The organism is Synechococcus sp. H70.1 (assembly GCF_047502705.1).
Classification (GTDB): Bacteria; Cyanobacteriota; Cyanobacteriia; order Thermostichales; family Thermostichaceae; genus Thermostichus.
This window is the reverse complement of record NZ_JANSIV010000095.1, coordinates 1-10,304: the sequence shown is the minus strand read 5'-3', so window position 1 is coordinate 10,304 and position 10,304 is coordinate 1. Positions and strand designations below refer to the sequence as shown.

Sequence of the window (10,304 nt, the reverse complement as noted above, 5' to 3'; positions counted from 1 at the left end):
CCCCTCTCTTGAGGGGAGATCCTGCCTCATCCCCCTACTATATACGGAGTCTGACGAAGCGGATCCCCCCAAATACAGATTCCCTCCTCCCTTCTCTAAAAGCCTGAGAGGCCTATCCGGCTGCAGGCAAGGCTCTTGCTGCTGGATTGCTTGGCAGCACCCTAGGGTTAGAGATGGGAAACAGGCGGCCTTGCTCGACGGTAATCCGAACCCGGCTGCCCACTGGCAATGCTTCCCGCGCCAGGGCATGCAATTCCTTGCCCGTCTCTGTGACCAGACAATAGCGATACTCCCGCCCCAAAAACTGCCGGTCCCGAATGATCACGCCCCCCTGGGGATCAGGGTGTAAACGCAGCTCCTCCTGGCGGATCATCAGCTCTCCCCAGCGCAGATTGGGGTCGGGTTGATCCTGGAGAGCTTGGAAGGGGATGCGCAGCAGCTCCTCAGCTTGCCAACCAAACTCTCGCCGCTCACAGCGCAGAAAGTTGGCCTGGGTGATGAATTCCGCCACAAAACGGGTAGCTGGCTCCCGATAGACTTCCTCCGGGGATCCCCATTGCTCAATGCGGCCTTCCCGCATCACTGCCACCCAGTCAGAGAGGCAGAGGGCCTCCTCTTGGTCGTGGGTTACGAAAATGGCCGAGGTCTGCGTTTGCTTGAGGATTTTGCGGATCTCTTCCCGCAAATAGTAGCGCACCTGCACATCCAAGTTGCTCAGCGGTTCATCCAAAAGGATGAGCCTGGGCCTGGGGGCCAAAGCCCGGGCCAGAGCCACCCGCTGCTGCTGACCGCCTGAGAGCTCGTGCGGATAGCGGTGGGCATAGTCTTCTAGGCCCACCAAGCGCAACACCTCGTAAGCGCGTTCCCGCGCCTGTTGGGCAGTACTTCGCAACTCCGTCAGGGGAGGGCGATGGCTCCGCCGCGCCCCTGCCCCAGTCCCATGAGTGGGTCGGAGGCCAAACATCACATTGGCCAAAACGTCCAAGTGGGGAAACAGGGCAAAATCTTGAAACACCAGCCCCACCCCCCGCCGCTCCGGCGGGATCCACTGCCCATCCCCGGCCACCACTTGCCCCCCCAGCAGGACCCGCCCGCTATCCGGCTGCTCGAAACCGGCAATGATCCGCAAGAGGGTGGTTTTTCCGCAGCCCGACGGGCCCACAATTCCCAAGATGTCTCCCTGGCGCAGGCGAAACTCCACTTCCTGCAAAACCCACTGCCGCTGGCTGGGAAACCTCTTGCTAATGCCCTCCAGCTGAAGAATGTAGGGAGGGTCCGCCTGGTCAGTATTGGACGTCGAGGAAACCAAGAACTCGGCCATGACCGTTGTTGCAAAGTATTTTCACCAGACTACCATACCCCAAGTCGCGCTGAGGCCGGTCGGCTTGGCATAGAGAGGGATCGGGATCCCGGCTTTGACCCTTTGTTTTGGGGGGCAGAAATCAGTGTTATATTTAGTTAACGAAGTTTCCCAGGCTGTGGTGGCGCTTGGTTTCGAGGGCGCACGCCAGGCTTACTGTTTTGGATGAGTTTTGAGACAAAGTTTCCTGAACGTGCGCTAATTACAGGAGCCAGCCGAGGGATCGGCAGAGCTGTAGCCTTGAGGCTTGCGCAGGAGGGGATAGCAGTTGCCTTGGTGGCTCGTTCCCTCCCCGATTTGCTGGCAGTGCAGGCGGAGATCCAGGCAAAAGGAGGAAAGGCGGAGGTCTTTCCCATTGACCTGGCCGACTTGCCCGCTCTACCGCAGCAGTTGCAAGCCCTTTTGGATCGATTTGGTGTTTGCGATGTCTTGATCAACAACGCCGGCATAGCCCAGGTCGGGCCCTTGGCTAGCTTGGCTTTGGCCGATTGGCAGCGCGTGATTGACTTGAACCTGACGGCAGCCTTTCTCTGTGCCCAAGCTGTCCTGCCGGGGATGCGCCAGCAGCGCTGCGGCGTAATTGTCAACATCGTCTCCATTGCGGGCAAGCGAGCCTTTCCCAATTGGGGGGCCTACTGCGCCAGCAAGTTTGGCCTGCTGGGCTTTTCTGAAGTCTTGGCCGCAGAGGAACGACAGCATGGCATTCGGGTGACCAGCCTCTGTCCTGGAGCTGTGGATACCCCCCTTTGGGATACAGTTCCGGTTGACTTCGATCGTTCCCGGATGCTCTCGCCGGAGTGGGTAGCGGAGGTCATTGCCCACATTGTTTGCCTGCCCAAGGGGGCTGTGGTGGAGGAGCTAACCCTCATGCCGGCAGCAGGGGCCTTTTAGGCCAGCCGGGAGCTGGCTTTTTCTGTAGTACAGAGGAAATCTGCCTGCACCGCCCCCTTGACGAGCCCCTTTAACCCTTCGTTCAACAAAAGGAATATCCTGCTATGACTCTTGCCAAGCCCAGATCCAGTGCTGAGTTGCGACTAAACGACAAAGCCAATCAAAAGTCTCGCCTTGTTCGAGAGCAAGAGCCCGAGGGCTCAGAAAGCCTGGATCCGGCAATGGTGGCCGCGGTGGAGACGTTGCTGCGGGGAATTGGGGAGGATCCCGAGCGGGAGGGCCTCAAGAAAACGCCGCAGCGAGTGGTGGCTGCGCTCAAGTTTTTAACCAGTGGCTATCAGCAGTCTCTGGAAGATCTCATCAACGGCGCCGTCTTCGACGAGGGCCACGACGAGATGGTGATGGTGCGGGATATCACGTTGTTTAGCCTCTGTGAGCACCATCTCTTGCCCATCATTGGCAAAGCTCATGTGGCCTACATCCCCCGTCAAAAGGTGGTGGGCCTGAGCAAAATTGCCCGCATTGTGGAGATGTACTCCCGCCGCCTCCAGGTTCAGGAACGCCTGACCCGGCAAATTGCAGAAGCCTTGATGGAGGTTTTGGATCCCTATGGGGTGGGGGTGGTTATCGAGGCTACCCACATGTGCATGGTGATGCGGGGAGTGCAAAAGCCGGGCTCGTGGACGGTCACCAGCTCCATGGTGGGGGTGTTTCAGGAGGATCCCCGCACCCGGGAGGAGTTCTTGAGCCTGATTCGCCACCCGTCCAACTTTTAAGGCTCCCGCGGCGCTTTGCCGGCAAGAAAGCTAAAATCCTCTGCTTAGGTTGGGCATACTAGCTTAGAATCGACGCAGATCCTGCCCGAAGCGAGGCTTGTTATGAGCGGCCCTGAGAACCAATCTCCCACTGACTTACAGTCCGGTTGGAAGCCGCCGACTCCGCCGGTTGCCCAGCGTCCCCCCCAGGGGGCGGCACAAACGCCGCCAGCGACGCCCCCAACCCAGTTGGATCCGGGGCTAGCGGCTGTCTATCCCCCTCAAGGACCTAGGTCACGTCCTGCTCCCAGTGCTCCTGAGCCCATCTTAGGTCGGCCCGTTCCACCGGGCGTGGCTGCCGCTCCACCCCAGACGCCAGTGCCCATGCCGGGCCCTGCCCCTGCCCCGCAAGTGCCTCTGGCCGCTCCGACTCCTGCTGCCCAGCCGCAGGCATCTCCCCCCAGCCCTAGTCCAGCTGCTCCGCCTTCTGTGCCTCCCGCTCGCCCCACGGCTGCCGGGCGAATCCCGGTGGCTGCGGCTGCTCCCAAGTCTGCCCCTCCTGGCCCGACGCTGCGCCAACTGGTGCAGGAAGCCTACGAGAAAGGCTACTCAGACATCCATCTGGGGGTGGGGGAAGTGCCTCGCTTTCGCGATCGGGGGGAAATCGTTATCAGCAACCACCCCGTTACCACCACTGAGATGTTCTATAGCTGGCTGCGGGAAAGCTTGCCAGAAAACCAAATCCGCCAGTTTGAAGAGTGCTTAGAGCTGGATACTGCCATTCAGTACGAGGGCTTGGTGCGCTGCCGGGTCAACTGCTTTGTCTCCCTTCTTGGCCCAGCCATGGTGCTGCGTCTGATCCCCCTCAAGATTTTGACGCTGGAGCAGTTGCGGGCGCCGGAAGTGCTCAAGCGCATTGCCGAGGAGCCCAAGGGCCTCGTGCTGGTAACTGGCCCAACTGGCTCCGGTAAGTCCACGACGCTAGCGGCAATGGTGGACTACATCAACTCCAACTTCGCCAAGCACATCATTTCCATTGAGGATCCTATCGAGTTTGTCCACCAGAGCAAGAAGTCGCTGATTCGGCAGCGGGAGGTCGGGATCCATACCCTGGAGTTTGCTAATGCTCTGAAGGCCTCCCTGCGGGAAGATCCGGACATCATCCTAATTGGGGAGATGCGGGATCGGGAAACGGTGGATATTGCTCTCAAGGCGGGCCAGACGGGCCACCTTGTGTTTGGAACCCTGCACACCAACAGCGCCGTCCGCACCATCGAGCGCCTCTTGGGGATCTACAAGCCGGAAGAGCAGGAGCCAATGCGACTGCAACTGGCTGAGACGTTGGTGGCCATTATTGCTCAGACGCTGGTGCGCACCACCGACGGCAAGCGCACCGCAGCCCATGAGATCATGCGCAACACCGATGCCATTCGCGACTACATCAAGCGCGGCGCCGTGGACGAGATCGAGGAGCTGATTGCCGATGGCTCCTACGAGGGCATGTGTACCATGAATCAGTCGCTGTTTCGGCTCTATCAGGAGGGACGGATTACCGCAGAGGTGTGTCTGGAGGCAGCTCCGCGGCGCAACGAGATGGCCCAATGGCTGCGGGGCCGGATCTAGAGGCAGTTTCCCAGATAGCTAGGCTAGGTGCTTGAGGAAAGGCCTGCCTTATCCTTGAGAGCAACTTGAGTTAGCTGCTGGAGTGGAGGGTGGATAAGCACCGCCCTATCCTTGCAGAGTGAGGGCCGAGATCCAGACACCCCCGCAAAGATGGGGTAGGATGGTTTCGGTTGCCATCGGGTACAACCCCACGGTGGGGCCTCCTGGGTCTCTTTGGAGAGGAACTGCAAGAGCCCGTTGAAGCAGAAATCCCGCCCTCTATGCGTTAGCATGAGGGGGGGAGGGTGTTACAAAACAGGAGAATCTATACCGTGAGCGTGATCAGCCAGCTTATCGAAACTGCAGATAACCAGCTGCGCTATCTCTCAGTTAGCGAGCTGCAGGCTATCAAAGACTACATGGACAGTGGCGAAAGGCGTCTGCAGATTGCTCAGGTGTTAACTGAGAATAGAAAACGCATTATCGATCAGGCCCAGAAACAGCTATTTGCCAAACGACCTGAATACCGACAGCCTGGGGGCAATGCCTACGGCGAGAAGCGCTACAATCAATGCCTGCGGGACTACGATTGGTATTTGCGTTTGGTAACCTATGGCATTATCGCTGGCAGTAAAGAGCCAATTGAGTCCATTGGCCTCATAGGGGTGCGGGAAATGTACAACAGCCTCAACGTACCCATTGCCGGCATGATTGATGCGATTGTCTTTTTGAAGGAAGCAGCTCTCAGCCTGTTGGATCCCGACTCTGCGGCTGAGGCTGCTCCCTACTTTGACTACATCATCAATGCCCTGAGTTAGAGAGCTCCCTTTGCGGCCAGAGAGGCCAAGGCAGCGCGGGCGCAGGCGGCTACCTGTTCCTGGGAGTCCTGGGCAAGCCGAGCTAGCCCAGGGTAGGCAGCTTCTGTTCCCAACTGGCTTAGGGCAATGCAGACGCGGTAGCGCAGCTGCCAATCGTCAGAAGCGATGAGGGGCTCTAGGTAGGGGATGGCCCGCGGATCCCCCAGATCCCCTAGCGCTGCGGCAGCGGCGGTGGTCAGCAGTTCATTTCCCTCCTGGAGAACCTGCACTAGGGTGTCGAAGGCGGCGGGGTTGCCTAGCTCGCCGAGGGCAGCGACAATACTAAAGCGCACCAGCCACTCCGTCTCCCGCTGGTAGGCCTCCAGGAGATCAGTCAGGGCCTGCGGCTGCTTGAGATCCCCTAGAGCGGCAGCAGCGGCGGCTCGCACGTCGAACTCGGGATCCTCCCGCAAAGACTGCTGCAGGATTGGTAAAAGGGTGGCCGGATCGATCCCTTTTGCGGCAAGGGTGCCCAGCTGACTAATAGCAGCGTAGCGGACGCGCGCATTCTTGTCGGCTACTGCCTGCTGCAACAGAGTCAAGCTTTCTAGCGGGGAGAGTTCTCTGGCTTTGTTAACAGCGCGCAGCCGCTCCCCCAGATCCTGAGAGCCCAACAGCTCCAGCAAGGTCGCCAGTGAGGGCGGATCCCCAGCAGTTGTTGTCATCGTTCCTTTCTCTCCGTAGCTTTCTCTGGCTGTAGCAAAGAAGGAAAACTCGATGTTATCATTTTGAGGCAGTGTGTGCTGTCTTTTGGTCCTATGGCCTTATTGCAGAAAGAAAAGCAGGAGATCATTGAGAAATATCGACTACACGACACCGACACCGGCTCTGCCGATGTGCAGGTTGCCTTGCTAACCAGCCGCATCAACCAGCTCTCGCAGCACCTGCAGAGAAATCCTAAGGACTTTAACTCCCGTCGCGGCTTGCTGATGATGATTGGTCGCCGCAAGCGACTGCTCAGCTACATTGCCAAGCATTCTCCCGAGCGCTTTCAGGAGCTGGTTGAACGGTTAAACATTCGAGTGAAAAAGTAGCTACCTAGAAAGCACAGTCGAGGAGCTACCTGCGTGGGCAAGTCTAGTCGCTACTCTAAAGCTTCTCGAGGCCGCTCCAGTCAAGCTGCTGGTCAGGTGGAGCAGCAGCCGGCCAGAGGAGAGCGAGCTGCTGTCATTCCTCCCGAGGTAAGCCGGCGCATGGTGCGGCGAATCCTCATTTTTTCCGGGATCCCTTCTACGCTTGGCTTAAGTAGCTTTGTTGTCAACTACTATCTTTTAACCAACCATGTGATAGCCCTGCCCCCCTACTTTACTTTGGTGGAGTCGCTGGCCTTTTTTGGCCTTGGCTTTTTGGGCATTAGCTACGGTGTCTTCTCGGCCTCCTGGGATCCAGAGCCTGGATCCCTGCTGGGGATTGGTGAGTTCCGCCGCAACCTAGGTATTTTCCTCCAGCAGTGGCGTGAAGCAACAAGCAGCTCTGCCTCTTCAGAAGCTGACGAGACCTAGCTGCTTTGGGCGCTGGGGGAGTTTCCCGGCCAAGATACAGGCCCAGCCTCAGGGGGCCGGGCTGAGGTGGTTCAAAATAGGCTGCTGGGGCTAGAGCCGCACCTGCGCGCCCTCAAAGAAGCCACGGATGATCAGAATGGATCCCTCAGAATCTCCTGGAGCGGTCTCTGGATTGTCCGTGGGGAATTCCTGTTCCAGGAACCACTGGCCGGAGATCCGGTCGGCAGAAGTCGTTGAGTCGAAGACAAGGCTTAGAATCCCTCTTTGCGTACTACCACCAATGTCAAGTCGATTAAACGGCCCGGCCAATTGTGCCCCGGCTAGGGTGCGGAAGACAAAATCGCCAGTGGCGGGCACAATGCCCTGAAGAATAACCGGCTGAGGGGTATTTCCTTCCACAGGTGAGCCAGGTAAGGTACCCGTAGAGCGCTCAGTGCGCAAGGAGAAGAAGTAATCGAAGGCTGTGGGAAAATCCGGACGCCCAGGGACAGGTAACTGCGGGATCGGAGTGGGGAAAGGTCGGGGCGGGGGGCTGACCTGGACAAAGTTGAGGACTGTGCTGACATTAGCCGGATCAAACTCAGCTTGTACCCGACCGTCCAATAGGCGCCGGATGCGCACCAACTGGTTGGGCAGAATGTTCGGACGAGTGGGATCCGGAGCAAATAGCACCGACTGCGTACCCACCTGGGTGGGACGATAGACGATTTCCGCCTGGTTGGGCCGGAAGTTTAGGCGGGCAAAGAGAGTCAGGGCATCTTCAGGAGTGCCATCGCCGGCCACGCCCCGCTGCCGCACCACAAAGCTGGCGGAGAAGCTGCCGGTTTGCAGGATGGCAGTGACAGGAGGATTGACAAAGAATCCTGCCGGTGGGTTGCCATTAGGGCCGGGATCTTCATAGAGTACTCCCACGGTGGGGACAATGAGAGAAGAATCTCCCTCTAAGACGACTTGGTTGCCATTGCGGCTAACCAAGATGCGGCGCACGGTTAAAGTTAAAACAGTTTCCGTATCCGGATCGGCAGCTCTAAAGGTTGTGTTGACTCGAATGCGCTGGTCGTTGGGGTTTGTCGAAAGGGCAACTAACCCGGCGATGCTGAATTGCGTAGATAGCCTGCCGTCGTTGGGGCCGAAGGCGATGAGATTCACCAGCGGCGTGGTTCGGGCAATCTGGAGGGCCAGTGTGCTGGAGCGAAGGGTTGAGTCAATTGTCAGTTCATTGGCTGGGATCTCATTGACCGGCAGAATGCGGGCCTCTACGTTGGTAATGCGGGCCTCTCCGCTGCCTTGAAAGCCGCTGTTCCGCACAGGGATCCCGTTGTCAAACTTTGGGTTGATGTAGTCCAGCCTCAAGCTGGTGGTCTCCAGCACTGAGCCGGGGGTAAAGCGGTACTCCTGCGCCGAGACAAACGCCGTGGGATCCACCTGGACAGGCCCCGGCAAGGCGGGAGACTCGTCAATTTGACCGCAGCCACCTAGGAGCAAGACTCCACACAAAACTGCCAATGAGCGACCTTTGAAGTTCATACGGCACTGCCTCACACACCCTAATCTGGGGAAATCCACACACAAAATGGAGGAAAAGGCACCCAACCCCAACGCTACAGGTAAGCTGGCCGCCCCTGCTCGAGGCTATGATACCCCATATCTAGGGGATGGGCCATTTCCAAAAAAATTTCTTGGATTTGCTTTGCCGCTTGCTTGACAACGCCCCAAGATGCAGTAGAACTAACAGCAGGCATCCGCCTTTGAAACGGGATCCCTCATAATCTTGCCCATGCATAGGGGCAGATTCAGTGGATCCCGGCTGGGCGCTGTTGGAAAGTGGTGTGAGTGAGTGGAGAATTCCCCGATGAAACGACGTTCTGGCTCAGGCCCTGGCCGTGGCGGCCTTTCCCTTCTGGCAACTTGGGCTTCGCTGGCGCTAGCCACTGCCTGCAGCAGCGAGACCACGGGCGGCTTGCCACCCCTCTTGACCGCCAATGGATCCACGCCTCCTCCCGTAGCCGTGGCTCCCACCATCTCGCCCAACCTCACACCCATCACCTTCCGCCCTGGGCCAGACTTTGCTCCTATCACGCCGCCACCCATTCAGCCCGACCTGCCGGATCCACCCAGCTTGCGGCCAGCTCCAAATGGGGAATTCAACCTTTTGCTCTCTACCCCGGCAAACCCTGCTGTGATTCCCCCAGTGAGCTCCGCTTTTGTAACAGTTACCTTGCGCGGCTTGTTGGTGCCAGGGGTCATTGCCAGCGTAGAGCTGCAGTTTTTCAACATCAGCCGCGGCACAGATATTACCAGCATTTTCTTGCCGACAGCCATCGAGCAGTTTAGGAATACGCTCATAGGCCGAGGCAACAGCTACGCCGACCGAACCGGCGGGATCACCCTCACCAATGGCTTTACCTTCCCGGCTGATCTGGTGGCCTACAGAGCCAACGTTGCTCCCGGAGAAAGGGTTTTGGTGATTCTGGTCATTCGCGATTCGTTTGGCCAAGCCCTAAGATTAGAGGCACGCGCTCAGGCTACCTAGCGTGAAGCCGGCTAAGGGCAGTGTTTAATTGCTGCGAGAGATTTAAGCTCAGGAGGACGAGGGAATGAAAACCGGAAAGCTGGCTGGGGTTTTGGCTTGCCTCTGTGTTGGTTTGCTGACGGCTTGCCAACAGGCGAAGGATAAGAATGCAACCAGCTTTATACCTGGGCCGATCTTTCCTGTGGAAAACCCAAGTGTAGAACCCGGCGGAACTGGCGTGGGAGTGCCGGCTACTCCTCCCGTTGGAGCTGCTCCCCCAACCCAGCCCAGCCCTCTCGTGTCCCCTCCCGTCTCGGCGCCGACGATCCCGCCCTTGCCCAGCCCCAACCCTTCTCCCAGCATTGTTGGGTTGCCTCCGGCCCCCTTGGCTCCTCCAACCTTTACCAAGAGTTTCAGTCCGAGCACGACTTCGGTGGGTGTTCCTGTTACTTTAAGTTTTTCGATCACCAACAACTCCGGCATCCAACTGACCGGCCTCAGCTTTGCGGAAATCTTGCCGGCAGGGCTATCCGTTGCTGCCGCCCCTGACCTCAACAATACCTGTGGGGGAACTGCAAGCGCCCCTGCAAATGGAAGCTTTATTTCTCTGACCGGTGGCCAGCTTAGTCCCAATTCAAGCTGCTTGATAAGCGTTCAGGTGGTTGCTATAAACACGGGCACTTACACGAACCCTGCCACAACGCTCACCAGCGACCAGGCTCCTGCCGCTCAAAGCGCACCTGTCAGCCTAACCGTAAACCAAGTTCCTGCTCCAACCTTTACCAAGAGTTTCAGTCCGAGCACGACTTCGGTGGGTGTTCCTGT

Annotated in this window: 11 protein-coding genes; 8 read left to right on the top strand and 3 right to left on the bottom strand. The window is 58.3% G+C overall.

The window, feature by feature from the left end:
* Positions 1-112: 112 nt before the first annotated feature.
* Complete coding sequence (locus NW827_RS06945; RefSeq protein ID WP_414503481.1) at positions 113-1,321, bottom strand: ABC transporter ATP-binding protein; 1,209 nt, start codon at positions 1,319-1,321, stop codon at positions 113-115.
* 204 nt (positions 1,322-1,525) lie between these two features.
* Between NW827_RS06945 and NW827_RS06940 the strand changes: the two genes are divergently transcribed.
* The 4 genes from NW827_RS06940 (at position 1,526) to apcD (ending at position 5,426) form a co-directional block, all read left to right on the top strand.
* The gene (locus NW827_RS06940) at positions 1,526-2,251 is read left to right on the top strand and encodes an SDR family oxidoreductase (protein WP_414404390.1); all 726 of its coding nucleotides are present in this window, start codon (positions 1,526-1,528) and stop codon (positions 2,249-2,251) included.
* Positions 2,252-2,355: 104 nt separating this feature from the next.
* Positions 2,356-3,027 (top strand): GTP cyclohydrolase I FolE, encoded by a 672-nt coding sequence (folE, locus tag NW827_RS06935; protein ID WP_414404389.1) that lies wholly within the window; start codon positions 2,356-2,358, stop codon positions 3,025-3,027.
* Between the two features lie 363 nt (positions 3,028-3,390).
* Complete coding sequence (locus tag NW827_RS06930) at positions 3,391-4,629, top strand: type IV pilus twitching motility protein PilT (RefSeq protein ID WP_414503485.1); 1,239 nt, start codon at positions 3,391-3,393, stop codon at positions 4,627-4,629.
* A gap of 311 nt (positions 4,630-4,940) precedes the next feature.
* Positions 4,941-5,426 carry an allophycocyanin subunit alpha-B gene (apcD, locus tag NW827_RS06925; RefSeq protein ID WP_414503480.1) on the top strand — a complete coding sequence of 162 codons (486 nt, stop codon included), beginning with the start codon at positions 4,941-4,943 and terminating at the stop codon, positions 5,424-5,426.
* On the opposite strand, the gene NW827_RS06920 is transcribed toward apcD, so the two are convergent.
* Positions 5,423-6,130 (bottom strand): HEAT repeat domain-containing protein, encoded by a 708-nt coding sequence (locus NW827_RS06920; protein WP_414404388.1) that lies wholly within the window; start codon positions 6,128-6,130, stop codon positions 5,423-5,425. The genes apcD and NW827_RS06920 overlap by 4 nt on opposite strands.
* Positions 6,131-6,223: 93 nt before the next feature.
* On the opposite strand from NW827_RS06920, the gene rpsO reads away from it, so the two are divergent.
* Entirely contained in the window at positions 6,224-6,499 is a 276-nt protein-coding gene (gene rpsO / locus NW827_RS06915) for a 30S ribosomal protein S15 (RefSeq protein ID WP_414404387.1), read from the top strand.
* 33 nt (positions 6,500-6,532) lie between these two features.
* Positions 6,533-6,967 carry a PAM68 family protein gene (locus NW827_RS06910; RefSeq protein WP_414404386.1) on the top strand — a complete coding sequence of 145 codons (435 nt, stop codon included), beginning with the start codon at positions 6,533-6,535 and terminating at the stop codon, positions 6,965-6,967.
* A gap of 90 nt (positions 6,968-7,057) precedes the next feature.
* Here the strand turns inward: NW827_RS06910 and NW827_RS06905 are convergent, their stop codons facing one another.
* Entirely contained in the window at positions 7,058-8,494 is a 1,437-nt protein-coding gene (locus tag NW827_RS06905; protein WP_414404385.1) for a hypothetical protein, read from the bottom strand.
* 325 nt (positions 8,495-8,819) lie between these two features.
* Between NW827_RS06905 and NW827_RS06900 the strand changes: the two genes are divergently transcribed.
* Together NW827_RS06900 and NW827_RS06895 are read left to right on the top strand one after the other, a co-directional pair.
* Entirely contained in the window at positions 8,820-9,500 is a 681-nt protein-coding gene (locus NW827_RS06900; RefSeq protein ID WP_414404384.1) for a hypothetical protein, read from the top strand.
* A gap of 412 nt (positions 9,501-9,912) precedes the next feature.
* The coding region (locus NW827_RS06895) for a hypothetical protein (protein WP_414503479.1) at positions 9,913-10,304 on the top strand (392 nt) is incomplete at its 3' end.